15 protein-coding genes and 7 pseudogenes are annotated in these 21,515 nt (G+C 49.1%); 8 read left to right on the forward strand and 14 right to left on the reverse strand.

The genetic code is table 11. The annotated features are described in order from the left end of the window. Positions 1-56 precede the first annotated feature (56 nt). The 3 genes and pseudogenes from hisI to FDX04_RS19795 form a co-directional block, all read left to right on the forward strand. Entirely contained in the window at positions 57-458 is a 402-nt protein-coding gene (hisI, locus tag FDX04_RS19785; protein WP_101739908.1) for a phosphoribosyl-AMP cyclohydrolase, read from the forward strand. 36 nt (positions 459-494) lie between these two features. Next, complete coding sequence (gene zigA / locus FDX04_RS19790) at positions 495-1,730, forward strand: zinc metallochaperone GTPase ZigA (protein ID WP_101739909.1); 1,236 nt, start codon at positions 495-497, stop codon at positions 1,728-1,730. 135 nt (positions 1,731-1,865) lie between these two features. After that, positions 1,866-2,195 (forward strand): annotated as a pseudogene (locus FDX04_RS19795) (IS1 family transposase); the annotation flags it as partial. Between the two features lie 44 nt (positions 2,196-2,239). Here FDX04_RS19795 and FDX04_RS19800 read toward each other — a convergent pair. Continuing rightward, complete coding sequence (locus FDX04_RS19800; protein ID WP_101739910.1) at positions 2,240-2,986, reverse strand: IclR family transcriptional regulator; 747 nt, start codon at positions 2,984-2,986, stop codon at positions 2,240-2,242. A gap of 323 nt (positions 2,987-3,309) precedes the next feature. Here FDX04_RS19800 and FDX04_RS19805 point away from each other — a divergent pair, with 323 nt between their 5' ends. Further along, positions 3,310-4,461, forward strand: coding sequence for an MFS transporter (locus FDX04_RS19805; RefSeq protein ID WP_170975174.1), 1,152 nt, complete (start codon positions 3,310-3,312; stop codon positions 4,459-4,461). Positions 4,462-4,588: 127 nt separating this feature from the next. On the opposite strand, the pseudogene FDX04_RS19810 reads toward FDX04_RS19805, so the two are convergent. From FDX04_RS19810 to FDX04_RS19830, 4 genes and pseudogenes are all read right to left on the reverse strand, one after another. Next, positions 4,589-5,163, reverse strand: a pseudogene (locus tag FDX04_RS19810) (integrase core domain-containing protein); the annotation flags it as partial. Positions 5,164-5,238: 75 nt separating this feature from the next. Continuing rightward, positions 5,239-5,697, reverse strand: a pseudogene (locus FDX04_RS19815) (IS3 family transposase); the annotation flags it as partial. Positions 5,698-5,777: 80 nt separating this feature from the next. Beyond that, the gene (ltrA, locus tag FDX04_RS19820; protein ID WP_001189111.1) at positions 5,778-7,286 is read right to left on the reverse strand and encodes a group II intron reverse transcriptase/maturase; all 1,509 of its coding nucleotides are present in this window, start codon (positions 7,284-7,286) and stop codon (positions 5,778-5,780) included. A gap of 672 nt (positions 7,287-7,958) precedes the next feature. Continuing rightward, positions 7,959-8,644, reverse strand: a pseudogene (locus FDX04_RS19830) (IS3 family transposase); the annotation flags it as partial. 417 nt (positions 8,645-9,061) lie between these two features. Here FDX04_RS19830 and FDX04_RS19835 point away from each other — a divergent pair. Together FDX04_RS19835 and FDX04_RS19840 are read left to right on the forward strand one after the other, a co-directional pair. After that, complete coding sequence (locus tag FDX04_RS19835) at positions 9,062-10,231, forward strand: efflux RND transporter periplasmic adaptor subunit (RefSeq protein ID WP_101739912.1); 1,170 nt, start codon at positions 9,062-9,064, stop codon at positions 10,229-10,231. Next, positions 10,228-13,419 (forward strand): efflux RND transporter permease subunit, encoded by a 3,192-nt coding sequence (locus FDX04_RS19840; RefSeq protein ID WP_101739913.1) that lies wholly within the window; start codon positions 10,228-10,230, stop codon positions 13,417-13,419. The genes FDX04_RS19835 and FDX04_RS19840 overlap by 4 nt, the downstream gene beginning before the upstream one ends. A 55-nt stretch (positions 13,420-13,474) precedes the next feature. Here the strand turns inward: FDX04_RS19840 and FDX04_RS19845 are convergent, their stop codons facing one another. After that, complete coding sequence (locus FDX04_RS19845) at positions 13,475-13,894, reverse strand: Rrf2 family transcriptional regulator (protein ID WP_048330677.1); 420 nt, start codon at positions 13,892-13,894, stop codon at positions 13,475-13,477. 111 nt (positions 13,895-14,005) lie between these two features. Between FDX04_RS19845 and FDX04_RS19850 the strand changes: the two genes are divergently transcribed. Further along, the gene (locus FDX04_RS19850; RefSeq protein ID WP_044173415.1) at positions 14,006-14,380 is read left to right on the forward strand and encodes a hypothetical protein; all 375 of its coding nucleotides are present in this window, start codon (positions 14,006-14,008) and stop codon (positions 14,378-14,380) included. 325 nt (positions 14,381-14,705) lie between these two features. Here FDX04_RS19850 and FDX04_RS19855 read toward each other — a convergent pair. Both FDX04_RS19855 and FDX04_RS19860 read right to left on the reverse strand, forming a co-directional pair. Then, positions 14,706-15,266: pseudogene (locus tag FDX04_RS19855) on the reverse strand (helix-turn-helix domain-containing protein); the annotation flags it as partial. Positions 15,267-15,443: 177 nt separating this feature from the next. Beyond that, entirely contained in the window at positions 15,444-16,535 is a 1,092-nt protein-coding gene (locus FDX04_RS19860) for a beta-propeller fold lactonase family protein (protein WP_101739914.1), read from the reverse strand. 333 nt (positions 16,536-16,868) lie between these two features. Between FDX04_RS19860 and FDX04_RS19865 the strand changes: the two genes are divergently transcribed. Beyond that, positions 16,869-18,314, forward strand: a complete 1,446-nt coding sequence (locus FDX04_RS19865) for an MFS transporter (protein ID WP_101739915.1) — start codon at positions 16,869-16,871, stop codon at positions 18,312-18,314. Between the two features lie 82 nt (positions 18,315-18,396). On the opposite strand, the pseudogene FDX04_RS19870 reads toward FDX04_RS19865, so the two are convergent. From FDX04_RS19870 to FDX04_RS19895, 6 genes and pseudogenes are all read right to left on the reverse strand, one after another. Next, positions 18,397-18,884, reverse strand: a pseudogene (locus FDX04_RS19870) (IS1 family transposase); the annotation flags it as partial. A gap of 195 nt (positions 18,885-19,079) precedes the next feature. Beyond that, a complete protein-coding gene (locus tag FDX04_RS19875) occupies positions 19,080-19,397 on the reverse strand; it encodes a tyrosine-type recombinase/integrase (RefSeq protein ID WP_247751653.1) in 318 nt (105 codons plus the stop codon). Then, the gene (locus FDX04_RS19880; protein ID WP_101739916.1) at positions 19,364-19,741 is read right to left on the reverse strand and encodes a DUF2913 family protein; all 378 of its coding nucleotides are present in this window, start codon (positions 19,739-19,741) and stop codon (positions 19,364-19,366) included. Before FDX04_RS19880 ends, FDX04_RS19875 begins: the two co-directional genes overlap by 34 nt. Positions 19,742-19,846: 105 nt before the next feature. Next, complete coding sequence (locus FDX04_RS19885) at positions 19,847-20,398, reverse strand: inovirus-type Gp2 protein (RefSeq protein ID WP_101739917.1); 552 nt, start codon at positions 20,396-20,398, stop codon at positions 19,847-19,849. A gap of 75 nt (positions 20,399-20,473) precedes the next feature. Next, positions 20,474-20,883, reverse strand: a pseudogene (locus FDX04_RS19890) (putative zinc ribbon protein). 323 nt (positions 20,884-21,206) lie between these two features. Next, positions 21,207-21,392 (reverse strand): inovirus-type Gp2 protein, encoded by a 186-nt coding sequence (locus tag FDX04_RS19895; RefSeq protein WP_119457986.1) that lies wholly within the window; start codon positions 21,390-21,392, stop codon positions 21,207-21,209. Between the last annotated feature and the right edge of the window lie 123 nt (positions 21,393-21,515).

A 21,515-nucleotide genomic window follows, 5' to 3' on the forward strand; every position in this document is an offset into this window, starting at 1 on the left:
GAACTGGCAAATTTAATTGTTACGTTATAACATAACATATGATAAGTGAGGTGCCAATGTTTCTCTTACTGGAAAAAGCCCATGCAGGTGCAGTTTTTAAACTTGAAGATATCCTGGCAACAATACCCTGGGATTCTCATGGATTGATCGCTGCGATTGCACAGCAATATGACACTGGAGAGGTGTTGATGCTGGCCTGGATGAATCAACAGGCTCTTGATGAAACCTTATTGACTGGCAGAGCCTGTTACTGGTCGCGATCCCGATCATGCCTTTGGCGAAAAGGTGAGACCTCCGGCTGCGTTCAGCAAGTACATGATATCCGTCTGGATTGTGACGGAGATGCGGTACTACTGCTTGTGGATCAAAAAGGTGGAGCCTGCCACACAGGTCGGCGGAGTTGTTTTTACAACGCCGTTAAAGGCGATGAGCTAACCGTGCTCAACGCTCCTGGTTAATCCGAACACAACGAATATCTGAGGAGATGTAAGGTAATGTCCGAAGTCAGTGCAAATTTTCATGGCGATAAACGCCTGCCGGTTACCGTACTTTCGGGATTTTTGGGAGCAGGGAAAACGACACTGCTTAACCATATTCTGAACAACCGGGAAGGCCGTCGTGTTGCTGTCATTGTTAATGATATGTCTGAGGTGAATATTGATGCTGCCCTTGTGAGGGAAGGTGGTGCAGAACTCTCCCGGACTGATGAAAAACTGGTAGAAATGAGCAACGGTTGCATTTGCTGCACGTTGCGCGAAGATCTTCTTCTTGAAGTTAATCGTCTGGCAAAAGAAGGGCGTTTTGATCAGCTTGTCATTGAGTCCACCGGTATATCTGAGCCTCTGCCTGTTGCTGAAACATTTACCTTTGCGGGCGATGACGGTGAAAGCCTTTCGACGGTGGCCCGCCTTGACACCATGGTCACTGTGGTGGATGCGTACAATTTTCTGAAGGACTATGGTTCGCAAGACAGTATTCAGTCACGCGGAGAATCGTTAGGTGAAGGTGATGAAAGGAGCGTGGTTGACTTGCTGATTGATCAAATCGAATTCTGTGATGTGCTGATCCTCAACAAAGTTGACCTGATTCGCGACGGTGCGCGAGAGAAGCTGATGGCTATTTTAGTGTCTCTCAATCCTCAGGCAAAAATAATTATTTCACAGTTCGGACAGGTTCCTCTGGACGATGTGCTGAATACCGGACTTTTCGATTTTGATAAAGCGGCTCAGTCCCCTGGGTGGTTAAAAGAGTTGCGTGGCGAACACACACCTGAAACCGAGGAATATGGCATTACGAGTTTTGTATTCCGTGCCCGCCGTCCTTTCCATCCCACTCGCTTCTGTCATTTTCTGGAAAATGAACTTGGCGGTGTAGTCAGATCGAAAGGTTATTTCTGGCTGGCGAGTCGCCCGGAGTACGCCGGAAGCTGGTCACAGGCGGGAGGAGTAGCAAGACAGGGGTTCGGCGGAATGTGGTGGGCAAGCGTGCCCAGAGATCGCTGGCCGGAAGATGAACAGTCGCTGAAGTTTATCGAGGCAAACTGGGTCGATGGCATTGGCGATGCCCGCCAGGAGCTGGTGTTTATCGGGATAGAGATGAAGGAAGCTGAACTGCGCGCAAAACTGGGTGCAGCGTTGTTAACCGACAAAGAGATGGCAGAAGGCCCACATCTCTGGTCTCAATACCCTGATCCTATTGAATCCTGGTTTGAAGATAAAGTAACCCTATAGAAGGGCGATGTGAAGAAATAATCACAAAAGCGTTGAAATCACAGCTCCACTTTTAAGACTGTTGCTATAAAGATATATGCTTGGGCAGGAATGCACTCAGCACGCTAAATGGTCAAGTTTCATGGGAAGCGGAGCTACGTGGGCACCAAATCACGCCAGCGCTGGTTGTTTTATGCGTATGACAGGATACGGAAGACAGGCGTGGCACACGTCCTTGGTGAGCACACTATGGCCACGCTGGAGCGTCTTCTGAGCCTGCTGTCACCCTTTGATGGGGTGGTATGGATGACCGATGGCTGGCCGCTGTATGAGTCTCGCCTGAAGGGAAAGCCGCACGTAATCAGCAAACGTTACACGCAGCGCATTGAACGGCATAACCTGAATCTGAGACAGCATCTGGCAAGGCTTGGACGAAAGTCACTGTCGTTCTCAAAATCGGTGGAACTGCATGATAAAGTCATCTGACATTATCTGAACATAAAGCACTATCAGTAAGTTGGCTGAATTACCTATCTTATTGAAGCCTCTATCTCAGCCTTGCATTGAAGCAAAGAGCTAAGTAGAAGGTCGAGCTTTTCCTCAAATCGGATTGCAGGAACTGCAATTGAAACTGCGTAATGTTCATGAAGACCAATATCTAAATGAACACCAATTCCACAAACACCTCTTGCATGCTCCTCACAATCAATAGCGTATCCTGCTTCGCGTGTTTCCCGCAGTTCCTCAAGAATTTCTGGCAGTGTTGAAAGGGTGTTTTTGGTCCTTACATCCGGCCGTGTTCCAATAAGATCAGATACTTGCTTATCGCTAAAATTAGCCAGAATAGCTTTTCCATGAGCAGTACAGTGGCACGGGAAAGCAGTGCCAACAGCCGAAACCACTCTAAGCTCTTGGTCTGAAGTGTATTGACTAACTGAAACAGCGTGACTCCCTCTATAAACACTTAAATCAACAGTTTCACGAGTTCTTCGCCCAAGCGTCTCAATGGATGCTCTTGAGAGAGAAATAATGTCAGTGTGTGCTGAAGCTGCGAGACGTGCTAGGGCAGGTCCTAACCTAACCCCTGAAGCACCTGCAATGAGTAATTGCTGCGATTCCAGCGAGGTGACCAATCTATGGACAGTTGTCCTAGGCAAAGCTGTCTCACGAGAAAGCTGCGAAATAGTTCGACCGCCCGGGTGTACTTCAAGAGCATGAAGAATTTTCGCAGCCCTAGCGATAACTTGAGAACCATTACTTTCTGCATCACTGCTCATATCTCACCCGTCAGTTCAAGTGCGAAACCTCAATCACACCTATTATCATCCATTATATGGACAACGCGAGGGTTTAGTTTAATGACGGCATTGACGAAATGAAAGCTTATTTTGACTAAATTTGGTAAATGCCACATGATAATTAAACTTCAACCAATTGATTTATATCATAAAAATTAAATCTCACAACAATTTAATTAATGATAATTCATTTTGCTTACATTCGACTTACCTTTCAATCGTTGACTAATAAACGCGGTAGCCCGAAAATGCAACCATCTAACGGATTGCATGACCATCATTCGGATAATTGAGGGGGTGTTATGAATGAAATGAACAAAATGGGGGCGTTTACGCTCTTGGCGGTTGCATGCCTTACTATCATGGTGGGCTGCGTAATCGTTCCCGGACTGACAGAAGTCGCAGAAAATCTTGGCACACCGTCTGCAGCAAGCTGGCTCGTCACCGTACCATCACTAGGGGTTGTAGTATTTGGTCCATTAGCCGGCAAATTCATCGACAAGGCCGGGGCCTATAAGGCACTCTCTTGGGGCCTTTTCCTTTATGGGCTTTTGGGAACCGCAGGAGTTTTTCTTCATGGACTTGTAACGGTAATGATTGATCGCTTACTGCTTGGGGGAGCTACGGCAATTGTAATGTCAGCAGGAACAGGGTTGATTTCTACATTTTACAGCGGACGGTCTAGATTAAAAATGATTGCATCGCAAGGCATGTCTATTGAATTGGGAGGGGTGATATTCCTATTCATTGGAGGGACCCTAGCTACATTAGGTTGGCAATGGCCATTTGTATTGTATCTTGTCAGTTGGCTCTTTCTTGCTATGCAACTCATTTTTATTCCTGAACCATCTTATGAAGTTTCTGAAAAGAATGAGGTGCTTGATGGCTTATCTAAACCAGAAACAATCGGAAGCCTGAAGCCAGTATTTATCGCAGCAGTATTCTCTATGATTTGTTTTTTCACCGGCATCATAGTGATTCCTCAACAATTCTACAAAATGAGCATAGGCTCAGCGGAAACTGGTTACTATCTGTCATTCATTTCACTAGTAGCAGTTGGCGCCGCAGCATTGATGCCAAAAATAGTTGACCGCATTCATGAGTTTGGAACTCTTTACGCTGCTTTTGCGTGTTATACATTGGCTCACATCATCTTTTCCATAGCTTCTTCTGTTTCGATATTTACAGTAGGTGGTATCTTGATGGGATTCGGTTTTGGATTGTCTGTACCGCTTGTTAATCACATGACCGTTGAGCAAAGCCATATGAGTGTCAGAGGGCGAAATCTAGCATGGCTTTCGATGGCGATTTTTTCCGGTCAATTCCTTTCGTCGTTTATGGAGTTCATACCCGGAGATTCATCTACTGTATTCTTAGGTGCAGCTATCGTTGGGGTTATAGTTATTTTTATATTGGCAGGAAATCACTGGTCGCGCCGCCGTAAAATCGCATAAGTGCAATATCTATGCTTCCTAAATAAATGTAGGCAATTTAATTAATATGTGTGTCGGACTCATTAATGTGTCCGACACACAATTTAGCAGGTTTAAATTAGCTAGTCGTCGTGTAAGCACACCTGTTTTAGTTCCACGCACTTTTTGAGAGTTCCGGTTTTTCCGCCATTAGCCGGTACTCTTCCGGTGTCAGGTTATTCAGGGATTCATGAGGCTGCTCGCTGTTATATTCCGTCAGCCAGCGCTCTGTGATTTCCCGTGCTTCATTCAGGGTTCTGAACAGATAAAAATCCAGAATTTCTGTCCGGTACGTCCGGTTAAAACGCTCGATGAAGGCATTCTGTGTCGGCTTACCTGGCCTTATAAATTCCGGCATCACACCATGTTCCTCAGCCCATTGTGCCAGCGCCAGTGAGACCAGTTCGGGTCCGTTGTCCATCCGCATCTTCAGCGGTAGCCCCGGTTTGCCACGATCCTGTCCAGCACTCTGACCACCCGCTGCGCCGGGATATTCAGGTCGATTTCTATGGCGAGAGCCTCGCGGTTAAAGTCATCAACCACTTTGAAGGTCCGGAAGCGTCTGCCACACACCAGCGCATCGTGCATAAAATCGATGGACCAGCTCTGGTTCAGCGCTTCTGGCGTCACCAGTGGCACCGGGTTGCGTACTGGCAAACGTTGCTTTCCCTTGCGGCGAAAATTTGTAGTGGACCACAAAATCAAGACACCTGCATAGCCTCTTTGGACTGACCCCACAACAGTAGACATTTCCTGTCCTCACGACGAGGCCTGTTCAAAGGCCTCCGGACTGACGCCGCCAAGGTGACTGTGGCGCCGGGCCCGGTTGTAGAAGACTTCAATGTAATCGAAGATATCGGCCCGGGCCAGATCCCGGGTTTTATAGATACGTTTTCTGATCCGTTCTTTTTTCAGCGAACTGAAGAACGATTCGGCCACCGCATTATCCCAGCAGTTGCCACGCCGGCTCATGCTCGGTGCCAGGTTATTGGCCCGACAGAACCGTTGCCAGTCGTCACTGCCGTACTGGCTGCCCTGGTCCGAGTGTACGATGACCTCGCCGTCAGGTTTACGTCGCCAGACCGCCATCATCAGCGCGTCGAGTGCCAGTTCGCGTGAGAGAGTGGGTTTCATCGACCAGCCGACCACATTACGGGCGAAGAGATCGATAACCACCGCCAGATACAGCCAGCCCTGCCAGGTGCGAAGTAGAGTAAGAGGCAGGGCGTAGTCGGACTATTTCCCTGCCTCTCCTCCCCGAACCGGACGTGCACCTTTCAGCGCATCCGGCTCTCCATTTAAATGCTGGCGAACGCCATTGCCACTTCTGTAAAGCGCGATGTATACGTGTTTCTGGTCTCCGTCCTCAGATAGGGATTACCTTCGGGTAGCCGCCAGCGGAACAGCTTCTTGCCTTGCCCCACCAACCGGTACAGTATTTCGCCGCTGAGCTTGCCGTGATTGGTTTTACCAAATAAAACCCACGTTTTGCTCTGACCCGGTTTCGGTGATTTACACCACCACCTCATCAGGGAAGCGATACCTGTACGGTATTTGCGGGCCAGCCAGTGAGCCAGCTTCCAGAACACGACACGGTCGATATAACTGAAGACTTTGGCCTTAAAATCAACGAACTGATAGAACATGGCCCAGCCTTTCAGTTTTCGGTTGAGTTGTTCAGCCATATCGACTTTGCTTTCACTGTAGTTGCCTGATAACAGTGCTGTCAGCGATGCGGCGAAGTTTCTGGCTTTCTCCTGCGGGATCGTTGAGACCACTCGCATCTCGCCATAACGACTGCGTTTGCGAATGATCCTGTGCCCCAGAAAGATAAAGCCGTCATTAACATGGGTGATTTTAGTCTTATCCATGTTCAGCCTGAGTTTCAGACTGCCTTCGAGCACACCCCGACACTCCTCCCTGATGGCTTCCGCCTGTGCTTTGGTGCCTTTGACGATGAGGACAAAATCATCGGCATAGCGGCAGTACGCCACCGCGGGTTTCCACTGCCAGTTTTCTCTGACCGCCGTACTTCGGCCCCGTTGGATACTGTTATTCCAGTACCACCGATCTTTTCTGGCTTTCCCGCTCAGGTAGCGCTCATGCAGGTATTGATCGAACTCATTCAGCATGATGTTCGATAATAGCGGCGATATAACACCGCCCTGTGGCACACCTTCACTGGCCGCCCGAAAGAGACCGACATCGATATGTCCCGCCTTGATGGTTTTCCACAGCAGAGTCATGAAACGTGCGTCACTGATCCTGCGGCGTACAGCCTTCATCAGCAGTCGATGATGTACGGTGTCGAAGTAACTGGACAGGTCGCCTTCAATCACCCAGCGTCCCCGGGTTTCACCGCAGTCTGTGAGCTGTAATTTCACCGTGCGGATCGCGTGGTGGACACTGCGCTCAGGCCGGAAGCCATATGAGAGCGTATGAAAATCACTCTCCCATATCGGCTCCATCGCCATCAGCATGGCCCGCTGAACAATACGATCCCGCAACGCGGGGATACCCAGTGGTCGCAGTTTGCCGTTGCTTTTAGGGATGTAAACCCGTCTGGCGGGCAAGGGCTGGTAGTGGCCTGAGAGTAATTCATCCCTGAGGATTTGCAGCTCAACAGCCAGTCTGGCCTGTAGCATTGTTTTGTTCACGCCATCAACGCCGGGGGTATGCGCCCCCTTTGATGAAAGCGTGATCCGCGCCGCTTCAGCCAGCCATTCTGGTTGTGTTATCAGACGCAGCAGCCGTTGAATCCGTAGGGACGGATCGGTGGCTGCCCATGTGGCAAGCTTGCGTTGCATTTCGCTGATTATCAAAGGTCTTCACCTCGTTAGGTCAGTTAATTCACGTCGCAAACACATTCAAACTGCTTCCCTTCGCCATGTAATGGGCTTTCCCCATCGCGGACTACTACGGAAGCTCCGCCAGCCAGCGCGTCATCGGAGCCATGCCCCCTTAACATCCGTCGCTGACCTTCCCCGGTTTACCTGCCTGGACTCAGGCATACTGAGGAGGCTGCCCGTCGCACTCTTTATCCTTGCTTGCCGCAAGTTGGCAGAAGTCAGCAACGCAAGCGTGATAGACGCTGCTGCCCCGGTGTTTCGCATACATGTCAAAACACCTTCGACCGGCAGTGCTTACGTATCACTGCCAGTTCCTCCTGCACGGCCTGTCAGATCACGTAGGCCGTGGTGACGTTTTCAACCCACAGAGGCGGATTAACGGGTTCATGTTCTTCAGCCTTTCAGTACTTAACCTTGAGGATCATCTCGGCTTAGTGATCTCGCCTCAATCCCCGTTGTCAGCGGGTTACATCACCCTGCGGGCATGCCGCAGGTCACTGCCGCTCAGGTTCTCCACCGTCACACCCGGTGGGATTGTTGGGTTTCTCATCGTGAGTTACCGGTTCAATATTCCAGACAGACTCGCGGTTCATTTAAGCATCCATGCCCGCCCTGAACTCCGGGCACACTATACGTAATATCGGTGACCCAGACCTGATTGGCCCGGACAACAGTAAACTGCCGCTGCACGCGATTAGGGGCAACCACTGAAGGCCGGCCAGCGATACGACGCGGAGCTTTATAGCCGCGTACGGCTTTAATCCGGTTCAGTTGCATAATACGACCCACCCGGTTTTTGCCGCAGGTTTCACCGATCTCATTCAGATCGCCATGAACCCGACGATAGCCATAGACGCCACCGCTCAGAGAATATGAATCGCGGATGAGCGTCAGCAGACGCTGGTTATCTTTATCCCGCGTAGAGACCGGATTATGCAGCCACGCATAAAACCCAGCCCGGGCAACGCATAAAACCCGACACATCGTCATGACACCCCATACAGTGCGGTGCTCATTGATAAAGCGGTACTTCAGTCGGGCTCCCTTGCAAAGTACCGCGCGGCCTTTTTCAGAATATCCCGTTCTTCCTCAGTGCGCTTCAGCTGTGCCCTGAGCTTCAGGATCTCGCTTTTGGCTTCCAGTAAATCCCGGGCATGCTGTTCGCTGTTATCAGGCTTGATAGCCCGTAGCCACTTGTAGAGGCTGTGCGCAGAAACGCCCAGACGGTCGGATACTTCAGCAACAGAATAACCGCGCTCCGTTATCTGACGGACGGCTTCTTCCTTAAATTCAGGTGTAAATCGTGGTGTGCCCATACACTCCTCCTATGCTCAAACTATAGGGCAGGATCGTCTACCGGGGTGGGGTCAGTCCATTTATAGGGCAGGATCGTCTACGGGAGTTAGGTCAGTTCAGTCCACATTTTATGGCGAGCACATCACAACATTACTGCATGAAATTCCTTAAATACAGCAATCTCTTCTTTCCTTGAGCTTAAAACCTTTCTAGAGAAAAACTCTTCACGCAAAAATATCATGTAACTCTACCTGTTTCTTGTGATAGCCTATTTCATGACTCATATGAAGTTACATGATTTCGCTTTTTGATACCAGCTAGCCAGATCCTTTTGCGCCCTCGTATCAATAAAGCAACTCAGACAAAAAGTTTGGCGTTAAGCATCGATAAATTTCTTAACGTCCGATTTCATAATCAAATCATTTCTGGACTGATTTATGACTGTATCGCTCAAACGTCGCATGTTGTGCTTAACCGTTACACTGGCTGTCATCGGGCTGTTCCTTTCAAAACAGAGCGTCATACCCGGCGCGTATGCACTTGAGACATCAAACTTTAAAACGGTGCGAACTACGTCCGCAGTTGTTCATACGGTAAACGACTGGGTCGAATTCTCGGGAAAACTGGAAGCCACCGATGAGGTCACTGTACGTTCAAAAGTTACAGGCTCGATTGTGGATGTTAAGTTCAGGGATGGTCAGTTGGTCAGGAAAGGCGATATTTTATTTATTATCGATCCAGCCCCTTATAAGACTGAACTGGCCCGGGCTCGTGCAGCATACGCGCAGGCAAAAGCGAAGCAGGACCTGGCATTGCTGGATCTGTCCCGGGGTAAAAAACTTATCGGGACCCATGCTATCTCACAGCGCGATTATGACGTTCTGAACAATGCCGCCCGGGAATCGAAAGCAGCCAGGGAGATTGCCGAAGCTGAGGTCGAGAGCGCCAGGCTCAGCGAAAGCTATACCCGGATCACCGCACCGGTAACTGGCCGTATTTCCAGAGCAGAACTGACAGTCGGTAATCTGGTCGCAGCCGGTATTGACAGTCCAGTTCTTGCATCCATTGTTGCTCTTGATCCCTTGTATGTCGCTTTTAATGCGGATGAACGAACCTATCTTAATTATATCGACAAGCTTTCAAATAAAGACAAACCTGAAGTGCTGGTAGGACTGGCCGATGAAAAAGATTATCCACATAAAGCCATTCTTCATTCTGTGGATAATCATCTCAGTACTGAAACCGGCACTATCAGGATGCGCGCACTTCTTGATAATCCATCATCAAGGTTGCTTCCCGGTTTACAGGCCCGGGTCAGACTCCAGGCAAGCAAATCTTATACAGCAGTATTGATTGACCAGACACTGATCCGCACCGACCAGGACAGACGCTATGTTCTGGTAGTCGGAAACAATGACAAAGTTGAATATCGCCCCCTCGAACTGGGAAACAGACAGGGGGAACTGATTGTTGTGAAAAAAGGCCTCAATAAGGGTGACAGAGTTATTTCCGGTGGGGCGCAGTTGGTCAGTCCCGGTGAAACAGTCGTTGTCAGCAAAGACGAATCCCCTTCTTCAAAATCCCGGGAAGGAAATAAGTCATCATGAAAGTATCAAAATTCTTTATCGACAGGCCGGTTTTTGCTGGAGTACTGTCTGCGTTGTTCATTCTGGCAGGGATTATCGCCATATTTCGTCTACCGGTATCGGAATACCCACCGGTTGTCCCCCCATCCGTTATCGTTCATGCCCAGTATCCTGGAGCCAATGCCACTACGATTGCACAGACGGTTGCAGCTCCAATAGAGGAAACTGTGAACGGCGTAGAGAATATGCTGTATATGCAGTCACTTTCAAATGAGGATGGCAATCTCTATCTGACAGTGACCTTCAAACTGGGCACAGATCCCGATCAGGCTCAGCAATGGGTGCAGAACCGGGTGTCGCAGGCTCTGCCCCGGTTACCTGAAGATGTCCAGCGACTGGGTGTCACAACGAATAAAAGCTCGCCGAATATCACACTTGCCGTTCATATGATATCGCCTGATGGCAGATATAACGATAATTACATCAGTAATTACGCCATACGTAACATCAAAGACCAGCTCTCGCGTATTGAGGGAGTTGGCCAGGTATCAGTATGGGGCCCCGGTGGTTACGCGATGCGAATCTGGCTTAATCCTGATGCTATGGCTGCTCGCGGACTGACGACATCAGATGTCGCCTCTGCTATCCGTGAACAAAACGCCCAGTCACCAGTGGGAAGCATTGGCGCAGCCCCTATGGCAGAAGAAACACCGTTACAGTTGTCAGTTAATGCCAGCGGTCGGCTTAAAACGGCTGAAGAATTTGGCAACATTGTGCTCCATGCCCGACAGGATACCAGAACGACATTATTGAAGGATGTCGCCCGTATTGAACTGGCCGCTGAAAATTATGCCATGCGTACTTACCTGGATAAAAAGCCTGCGGTAGCGCTGGCCATACAGGAGTCTCCGGGCGCAAATGCTCTGGAAATTGCCTCACAAGTAAGTCGCACAATGAAAGATCTGAAAAAACAGTTCCCTGAAGGACTGGATTACCAGATAGTTTATAATCCAACCAAATCAGTCAGGGCGGGTATAGAAGCTGTGCTTCATACTCTTTTTGAGGCCATACTCCTCGTGGTACTGGTTGTTTTTCTTTTCCTCCAGACCTGGCGAGCATCAATCATTCCTCTGCTGGCTGTTCCCGTTTCGATAACCGGCACAATGGCATTTCTGTACCTTTTTGGGTTTTCAATCAATGCCCTGAGCCTTTTTGGCCTCGTCCTAGCTATTGGCATTGTCGTTGATGATGCCATTGTTGTTGTTGAAAATGTAGAAAGAAACATAGAAAGAGGCATGACGCCATATCATGCCGCCTGCAAGGCTATGCAGGAAGTCAGTAGTCCCATTATTGCGATCGCGCTGACGCTGAGTGCCGTATTTGTTCCGCTGGCTTTTATGAGTGGCCTGACCGGGAGGTTTTATCAGCAGTTTGCAGTGACAATAGCAGTTTCAACGATTATCTCCGCTATTAACTCCCTTACGCTCTCACCGGCTCTCTCTGCCATGCTGCTGAAGTCACGTGATTCAGACAGCGACTGGCTTACGCGCATTATGCATCGTAGTTGTGGACGGTTCTTTACTGTTTTCAACCGCCTGTTCAACAGTAGTGCCAGGCGATATGAAAAAGGTGTTGGCGCGCTTGGCCAGCGCAAGATTCTGATTATGGTGATTTATGGCATTCTGCTGGCAATTACGCTGTTACTGGGCAGGTCTGTACCCGGGGGGTTTATCCCTGCTCAGGATAAAGAATACCTTATCAGTTTTGTGCAGCTTCCAGCTGGCGCATCATTGTCCAGAACAGACCGGGTACTGGAAAAAATGAATGAAATAGCACGAAGTGAGCCAGGAGTATCTTCCACATCTTCTTATGCTGGATTGTCTGTAAACGGCACCACCACAAGCCCTGGTTCCGGTCTGACATTTGTCCTCCTCAAGCCTTTTGAGCAACGGCCTGGCATCAGCGCAGATGATGTTGCCGCCTCTCTGAATGCCAGATATCAGTCACTTCCTGGCGCAGATTTTGCGGCCGTTTTCCCGGCACCACCCGTTATGGGTCTGGGTTCCCTGGGGGGATTCAAATTGCAGCTTGAAGACAGAGGAAATATCGGTTACGACGGAATGGCCGAAGTACTTCGACGCTTTCAGGCAGAAGCAGCTAAATCACCTGTGCTGACGCCACTTTTTTCAACATACCAGAATAATTTTCCACAAATTAATGTCGATATTGACCGTAATCGCGCCAAACAACTTGGGGTGAACATCAGTGATATCACCGAGACATTACAATCCTATCTTGGCTCATATTATATAAATGATTTCAATATAATAGGTCGTGTATATCAGGTAAGAATGCAGGCCGACGCAGAGTTCAGGGCGACCCCGGAGGATATACTGAAACTACAGACCCGAAATGCCGATGGCAATATGGTACCGCTGTCTGCCATAGCCCGTATTGAGCCGACACACGGTCCTGAGCTGGTTACCCGTTATAACGGTTTTACAGCGGTCGATCTTAGTGGCGCGCCTGCTCCAGGCTATTCTTCAAGTCAGGCGATGGAAGAGATTGAACGTATAGCGATGAAAACACTTCCACCCGGCGTAGAGTATGAGTGGACAGACCTGACCTACCAGCAAATTCTTGCAGGCAACAGTGCCGTCTGGATTTTCCCACTCTGTGTATTCCTTGTATTCCTGGTGCTGGCTGCCCAGTATGAAAGCCTTACGCTCCCTTTGGCTGTGATTATGATTGTTCCAATGAGTATCCTTTCTGCACTTACCGGGGTGTGGCTCACTCATGGGGACAATAATATCTTTACGCAAATTGGATTTATCGTCCTGGTCGGGCTGGCATCTAAAAATGCCATTCTTATCGTTGAATTTGCCCGTGAACTTGAACTTTCAGGTAAGTCTGCCTGTAGCGCAGTGAAGGAAGCATGCCGTCTCAGGCTGCGTCCTATTCTGATGACCTCACTGGCTTTCATCATGGGTGTAATCCCCCTGATGATATCGCATGGCGCTGGCGCTGAGATGCGTCAGTCTATCGGGATATCGGTATTTTCTGGAATGCTTGGCGTCACCCTTTTTGGCTTGTTTATGACTCCCGTGTTCTACCTGTTAGCCCGACAAATATCAGGGAAACCACTGCACTCGGCCACTTTACCGGACGCGCCTGAGGAACGGCCGGTAACAGAACAGGCTTCAGACTAAAAATTTATCATGACCTTTCAACAGCCGGACACTATATGATGCCCGGCTGTTGAATTTATTTATGTTTAAGGACTTCCGGCACAAGCTTATCAAGGGTAAGTTCAGCAAAGCGGTTCGTAATCAGACACCTAGCCTCTTCAAGCGTATCACTTATTTCATTGTTAACTGCATCCTCTATCTGGCATTTGTCATGCTCAGTCGCCCAGCCTATTGAAAAAAGTTCAGTGCTGCCAATAGCGTGGAAAACCTGAAGGAGAGTGATGTCTCCGAGAGATTTCTGGAGTGTCCAGCCACCTCCATGCCCTTTTTCAGAATGAATGATACCCGCCTGTTTGAGCCCCTGGAAAAGGCGTCTGACCACGACCGGATTCGTATTGATCATCAATGCTATATCTTCCGAGGTAACGGGATCGCGTATTTTATCCATATGTATCAGCACGTGTAATGCACGGGACAGCCGGTGGTCTTTTCTCATTTTTTATCCTGTTTACTGCGAAGCTTCTTATGAAACTTTCGTTGTTGCATAAGCGGTGCGATATCATGTATCTTATACTATTACATGAAATCCATACAGAGAGTATTTTTTATGTCATTCGATAATGTGTCAGAACAGTTATGGGTCTGCCTCGTCATTGCACTGATGTCCAGTTGCATTTCAATCACCGTCACACAGCAGGAAATGTTTCGCCCGTTGCGTGAATGGATGGTCAAAAAAAATGCCATGGCAGGTTACCTGTTCAGTTGTTTTTATTGTTTCAGTCACTGGGTGGTTTTTGCCGGTGTTGCAATTTACAGGCCCGTTCTTGTTCATTCAGGATTCTGGTTAATTGACCTTGCGGTTACGGCATTCTTTACCATCGGTTTAACGGCCATGTTCAGCGGGATCATTCTGAAAGTGATGAGAAACGCTATTGCCAAGGCGATTGAAGAAAAAGAAATGAAAGACAAGCTGGGTTTGTAACTCGAACGGGCCTGAAAACCTGGTGATGAAAGCAGGACGGTTAGCCCGTCAATCTGCGCATATAAATGGCACGACTGCTTTACGCTTTCGCACCAGGTTTTGCGATGTTTTACGTTCGTCTTCCACGCAGTTCACAGAGGTACAGGTACATACTGGTTCTGGCTGCCGGTGTTGATGTGCCGGCAGGTGTAGCTGACATTTTTGTTACGAACGAAAATTCTACAGGTTATTCAGATAACCTTCATATCAGCATGAACTGTTAGCTTCCTGGCGTCTCAGTCCGGTTTACAGTGAACATTTGCGCATGAATATCGACAGTTGCAGATTAGTGTGTCGACGTCGCTGCTTCGAGTTGCGCAGGTTCCATCAGTGCGAATGCTGTGCGCATTTTACGTGTCTCCTCTCCGGGGCTGCGACCAAACAGTCTTTTGAACTCCCGATTGAACTGCGACGCACTTTCGTAGCCGACCCGCGCTGCTGCCCCTGCTGCAGTAACGTTATCCCGTATCATCATCAGTCGCGCCTGATGAAGACGCACTGACTTGATGTACTGAATGGGAGAAGTCGCCGCCACGGCTTTGAAATGCGCATGAAAAGCCGGAACGCTCAGGCCAGCTTCGTGCGCAAGTGAAGCCACATCCAGTGGACGGGCGTAATCGAGGTGGATACGCCGTAACGTACGTGCAATACGTCCAAAGTTGCCATGACAGGCCAGCGCAGCACGAATGGCTCCGCCCTGTTCACCCAGCAGCACACGAAAAATCAGCTCCCGCACAATCCCCGGGCCCAGAACCCGCGCTTCAAGTGGTGAAAATAATACCTTCAGAAGACGAACTGTCGTATCTGCCAGCGTGTCGTCAAGTGGTGTGGAGACAATGCCAACGGGTGTCCTCAGATAAGAATTACCTTCTGGCAGACGCCAGCGGAACTGCTTCTTGCATAACCCTACCAACCGATAGAGTACTTCTCCAGCATTATCTACCGTGATGCTATTTACATTCCAGCAATATACATCTCTGATAACATTAAATCCTGGGAAGTGGTTTTATACCGTTTCGTATGCTCACAACATTTTCTCACCTCTTTGCAACGTAATAATTTCAATACAGTTTGCTCCATTGCCTCCGGGCGCACGATCAACTAATACAAGTTTGCCATTTAAATGATCAATTTTATAAAGCGCAACCATTGACGATTTCTCACCACAACTCATCAGATAATTCCCACAAGGGCTAAGCTGTATACTGCGCGGTTGAGTTTCAGTTTCAATCCATGAGCGACAGATAAGGCATCCTGAGGCATTGCGCTGCCAGAGTAAAATGCGGCTGGAAGTTCGTTCGGCAATAAGTATGGTGCGTTCATCAGGAGTAATCTGAATCTCAGACCCCCAGCACCTCCCTGCCAACAAAGCAGCAGAAGGCTGGACAGTGTCAGTTGCAGTAGGACGAGGGAAACCATCCTGTAAACCCGCAAGCGCCACCGGTCGAGAAGATATCTCTTCAAGAGCAAGCTGGCCCGTTTGCGGATTCACACACATCGTTGCAATTTGTCCCTTAAATTCACTAATAGCATATAGCCTCGCAGAAGGCGTATGAAGTCTAAGATGGCGAGGGCCAAAATCTGCCGCAATAAGTTGACGTCCAACAACAACCAGCGACTGGCATTGCCATTGCAATGTGGCGACAAAACCAGCTGATAATGACGAGATATATACAAAACGTTCATCCGATGAAACAGCCACAGAGTGAGCATGAGGAATATTTTCCACCGTTGTTACCACCAGGGGTTCTCCGCGCTTCAACGCATCCAGATCAAAGACAACTAAGCGATGGGCTTCATATGACACAGCGTATAAAAAACGAGAAAACGGCGACACAGCAAGAAAAACAAAGTTATCCTCAACTACTGTTCTCACGAGGGGCTCATTTTCTACTATTAACCATTTACGTGGATAGTAAAGAATCTCTTTTTTTAGCCCACGAGTATGAGCAAAAAGAGCATTTCCATCAGCAGATAGTGCCAGAGGCATCACTTTATCACCTGCATTTATCCTCCGATGATAATATATTTCACCATTTTTAATGGTATATAAATTCAACACTCCCTCAACTGATTGAGAGACTAGTGCTAACAAAATTGTATTTTTTCTCGACATTTTAAACCTTCACCCTGAAAAAATAGAAAAATATTAATAAGGCAGACATTGGTATTGTAAAAAAATAATACTGCACTAAAGTTAAAGAGGTTGATTGCAAGTCATTGAGGTCCGTATTGAATTGTTACGATCTTGTTTTTAATATCTATATAATTTCCCATCGTTACATTAACGGAATGGTATCTGTAAGATACGAGTACTTCTATTATCAAAAATCAATATTTATGTAACATATATTAAAAATTAGTTCTCAGCCAGCTTGTTTGTTTGGTATAACATCTTTCGAACTTATCACACCACTACGGCACCGTGGCAAATCGGTGAGGACGGTATATGGCTTTAACAGATTCCCCCCAGGACAAAGCACTCCGGCAGGAACGCCCTGACTCTGGGCAGATTTCAGGGCTGGCGCTGTTGGTTGCCAGCGCATTTTTTATGGAGTTTCTTGATGGAACGGTGATTGCTACTGCTCTTCCGGATATGGCAAAGGCGTTTGGTGTCACGGCGATAGACCTTAATATTGGCATCAGTGCCTATCTATTAACTCTGGCAGTGCTGATCCCGGCCAACGGTTGGGTTGCGGAGCGTTTCGGCGCACGAAACGTCTTTACTCTGGCGCTGTGCATTTTTACACTTTCATCCCTGTTATGCGGTCTGACCCATAACGTAACTGAGTTCGTTCTGATGCGTATCCTTCAGGGAACCGGCGGCGCGATGATGGTTCCTGTAGGACGCCTGGTCGTTCTGCGCACCACTCCTAAAGATCAACTTATCAAGGCCATTGCCACGCTAACCTGGCCAGCGTTGGTAGCCCCCATCATTGGGCCGCCGCTGGGTGGATTCATTACTACCTACGCCAGCTGGCACTGGATCTTCTTTCTCAACGTCCCTCTGGGGCTGATTGCTATTGTATTAGCATTGCGGATGATGCCAAACCAATCGGCTAAAGATCGCAGACCATTTGATTTCACAGGGTTTGTCGCCACTGGCATAACGATGCTGAGCCTGGTTGCCGGGCTGGAAATGTTCAGCCAGCAAAATGTTAGCCTGTTCGAAGTTGCAGTAACCATTACAATTGGACTCGCCACCCTGTTCTGGAGTATTCGTCATCTTTTGACCTGTAAAACGCCACTGATTGGCCTGTCATCGCTCTCGGTTCCCTCATTTCGTATTAGCATGCGCGGAGGATTTATCCTTCGTGCGACGATTAGCTCAGCCCCCTTTATGCTGCCCCTGATGTTTCAGGTTGGCTTCGGAATGAACGCGTTTGAAGCAGGCTCAATGGTGCTGGCCGTTTTTGCAGGCAACCTGGCGATGAAACCCGCGACAACACCGCTAATTCGCTATTTTGGCTTCCGTAAGCTGCTTATCGGTAACGGTGTCGCTTGCGTATTGACGCTGTTGCTTTGTGCACTGCTAACGCCTGACTCGCCGCATCTGGTAACGCTGGTGCTGCTGTTCCTCGGCGGATTAAGCCGTTCCATGCAGTTCACTGGTATCAGTTCGCTGGCCTTCGCTGAAGTTCCGTCCCAGGAGATGAGTTCAGCCAATACGCTGTTCAGTACTTCACTTCAGCTCGCCAGCGGACTGGGAGTGACAATGGGCGCGCTAAGTATTCGCATGGGCAGCATCCTCAGTGAGGATCTTGGTTACGCCACCGTTCCTGGAATGGGGTTTCGCCTGGGATTTGTCGTCATCGCGATTATCACTGCGCTCGGAGTGTATGACATGACGCGGCTTGCGCCAAATGCGGGTATCAACGTCTCGCTGAAAAAATAGCTTAACGCCGGTCAGCCGATTTTTTTTCATTGCGTACTAGTTCAACAACCGGATAAATTACAACCAGGGTCGTGACGCAGACTCAGTGGTAATGATTGATCGTCAGATACCACCCGATGATCTTATCGTGCATTTCTTCTAACTTTGAGAAACAAATAGTCCTGCGGGCCAGTCGTTTAAGATGGGTTCGCAAATTGAGATTATGCCGTTCTATTCGCTGGGTGTATTTTTTGACGACGACATGGCTGGTAGAAGCCAGTAAAGCCCGGTACACAGGCCAGGCGTCAGTCATGTAGGAAACGATGTTAAACCGGCTCAGTAAAACCAGAAGCCGCCGTAAAGTCAGAGCATTACGTGTACCAAATACATGGGCGAGGACACACTTTCCGATGCGGTCATAAGCGTAGAATAGCCAGCGTGGATGACCTTTATTCTGTACGTAAGACCTCTGTTCATCGACTTCACAGCAGATAACAACTTCAGCGCCGGGTTTAACGTTTTGTGCTACCTAATGTGGGGTCAGTTTTTTAAATGACGAAGAACAGCATTGAGGCTTATCTTCAATGGTCTGATGGGGTTCGGGTTTAGTGCCATTGTAGCAGTAACTGAGCTGGAATGACCGTTTCGAATTACCATCTTTATTTCAGAACAACGAGGACACCACATCAATCTTTGACATAGTTGCATTCAAAAGCCAAAAGAGTACACCAACACTACATTGGCGCCACACTCCCTTTTTTATCAACAACTTCCATTTTTTTCATGTTAGCCTGCCTTTTGTTTGAGGCTCATCACTTTTGACTCAGCACTTGAGATGCTATTGAGATATGTTGTCCAGAGCTCCAAATCGTCCAGTTTCTTCGCCATAAATTTACTTCGGTTATAAATACCCGCCACACCAGGTAATGCATGGCCTAACAGCTGCTCCACGACATGAAACTCAACGCCCAAATCACTCAGATGGGTTGAAAGCGTTCGCCTGAGGTCGTGTTGTAGAGACCATTGTTTTTCATGGCCAAGCCGCTTACCAATTTTCCCATCAATTTTGCTTACGCTTTCTCTGATACGCAGACTGCCCAGCACATATCCGGTATGCTTTGACGTCCGTTATCCACTGTCTCAGTGGTAACCGGGTTGCTGCAGGCGTCAAAGAGGTATTCCAGCCGCTGCAACAGAGTAGCTGCTGGACCTTTCATCATCCCCAGACGCAACAGGCTGTCGATGTCGGGCGCAACAGAGCGCGGAAACCGACGTTGTTTCTGTACATCCGCCAGCCAGCGGACCAGAAAAGTGTGAATGGTCAGCGGTGAACGTGCCTGGCCGTCCTGCTGAGCCAGCCGTAATCCCACCAGCGCACACCAGGCAAAATGCGCAAGGTCAGCCAGTGATTCTTCGGGAGGTAATACAGTGAGATTCGTTTTATTCATGACGGAGATTATATCGGCAGCACGTAGCGCGGAAAAGGGCTGAAGGCCGGAGAGATAACATCAGCGCCGGGCTGTGACATCTTTCCTCATCGTCAGACTGCACGTTCAGGGGCAAATAACGCCAGTCCGGGCGAGAGTGACGGGTACCGTCATTGCCTTAATCTGCGCGATAAGCTGGTTAAAAGGCGTTGTGAAGACTCCCCGGGCAACACGGTTCAGGATGACTGGCGTTATATTCGTTACGTCTTTACGATTTGCGCCAGTTACTGTTATCCATGCATCAATGAGTATCTCGCTAATCCCCTGCTGAACACTTTCATCGTGGACTCTCCCCAGCGTATCAAGGTTGAGCAACAGCACCATTTTGCATTCTGGTGCGCTGGCCGCCTCCCATATCCAGCGTAACAGTGTCGGCGGTGAACTCTGACACGACTGCCGGCGTTGCCACGAATATTCGCCCATTCGCTGCCAGACCTCAGTGTGAAATCTCAGGGTCAGCAAGCGGTAATCGGCCTGAGTTTCACGGTACGGCAACGCCAGCGTAAAGCTGAATGCTGCCAGTCGGGGGTAATGATCAATAGCCTGTTGCAGAAATGCGCGTATATTTGCTGGATCCGCAGCGCTACCGGCTACTGCATCGGTGTGATAGTTATTCATGGGATATCTCTTTTCGTTGAATACGGCAGGAGGCCGGCTGGACGGTTTGTCAGAAGTAAAAAGTCATAACAGGGGTTATCCGGGGAGCGTGTAGCAGCGGTAATGCATCCGGCAGTCAGCTTCTTCGATGCTGTAAATGCCGGTCAGGTAGCGGGCGCAATACTTCATGCCCTGATAATGATTGCTATACCACGCGCAGTACCAGGCAAGCGACATAACCGGCGCATCCAGCCCACGGATAATACTGTGCAGTTTGTTGTGCCGGCTTCGGCCTTCACCTTCGGGTCCAGATGCGCACAGTTCATCAGCACATGTTCAGCGACAGTCTGCTGGTCGTGCTCAAACCAAGGTTTCTCACCAAAGCCCGTCAGCAGGTACAGCACACAGCCACAGGATGCACAGCTGCCCGGCGCCCTCGCGGCATCATCCGCCGTGACGAAGCTGCCTGAAGCATCGTTCGCGAGATAACACTTCAGTATGCGCATGCGCTCACCCCCAGTGTACTGCCAGTCACGTCAGCACTTTCACGGCTGTATTCACCGGCCCGCAGGTCAGGCAGTAACGCTCGTTGCGGTACAGGTGGTGATAAACGTCATATTAATGAGCAGGCCTTCTGCGCAAAGCAGTGCGGTGTTGTTTGTGTTTAGTGTGGACATGGTCGTTATCTCCTTCTGAGGAATGGTTGTCGGGAGACATCTGGTGTCGTTGAATCATGGACATGCCGGTTCGCCTCAGAGGACAGGGATTGCCTGTTAAAAATTACCGGCCCCGTTTAATCAGGCCTGCTGAATTAAGCATGGGAGGACGCTCAGCTCCGGCTGCTGCCGAAGTTACGCTCACAGTCACCGGTCGCTTTGGTTTCGCGTTTGGCAAGATAAGCGGCCCGTCCCAGCGCTTGTTCAAGCTCAGTGTTATTGCCGCGCGTCAGCCATGACACCGGGATCTTCGTGAAGCCAGCCATCGAAATACCGGACCAGATTGCCGTGTACCACATGATAGTATCATCCCCCGTCACGGTGTTGTTCGCTTAAATCAGGCGATAAATCAAACCGCCGTCAATAAAAATGTTCACCTTCCCGGTAGAATAGCGGGCAGATCAACTGAGCTGTTTCAGCAA

This window comes from Citrobacter sp. wls615, from assembly GCF_005281355.1.
Taxonomy (GTDB): domain Bacteria; phylum Pseudomonadota; class Gammaproteobacteria; order Enterobacterales; family Enterobacteriaceae; genus Citrobacter; species Citrobacter werkmanii.